The organism is Alkalihalophilus lindianensis, from assembly GCF_032843265.1.
GTDB classification, from domain to species: domain Bacteria; phylum Bacillota; class Bacilli; order Bacillales; family Bacillaceae_D; genus Alkalihalophilus; species Alkalihalophilus lindianensis.
Genome location: NZ_JAWJBA010000050.1, coordinates 1 through 436, shown reverse-complemented (window position 1 = coordinate 436; position 436 = coordinate 1). Strand labels below are relative to the sequence as shown.

At 42.9% G+C, this 436-nt stretch carries 1 protein-coding gene; it reads left to right on the top strand.

Features of this window, described 5'->3' with window-relative positions:
• Nucleotides 1-7 precede the first annotated feature (7 nt).
• Nucleotides 8-436 (top strand): cation:dicarboxylate symporter family transporter (locus RYX56_RS21225; protein WP_317123973.1); only part of this gene is annotated, 429 nt, incomplete at its 3' end.

Genomic DNA, 436 nt, shown 5'->3' with positions numbered 1-436 from the left:
GCACTATATGAAATTATTTTTCAAAAATTATCGCTTCACTCTTATTTTGCTTGGGGCAATCATCATCGGCGGAGCAGCGGGTCTGGTTTTTGGAACAAAAACGACCGTTGTGAAGCCGTTTGGGGATTTATTTCTCAATTTAATGTTTATGATCATTGTACCTTTAGTGTTTTTCAGCATTGCCTCGGCAATTGCCAATATGAATGAAATGAAACGGCTGGGGAAAATCATGGGCAGTATTGTACTTGTGTTCCTGCTGACGGCCTTCGTTGCCGCAGTCCTTGGTTTGACAGGGGCATCGATTATTCATCCGATTGAAAACGCTGATATCAGTGCAATAAAAAAGGTGATGACTGAGGCAACGGTTAATACGAAGGCAGAGCATGTGCCGTTCCTAAGCCAGCTGGTCAACACCTTTACCGTGTCTGATTTTAAC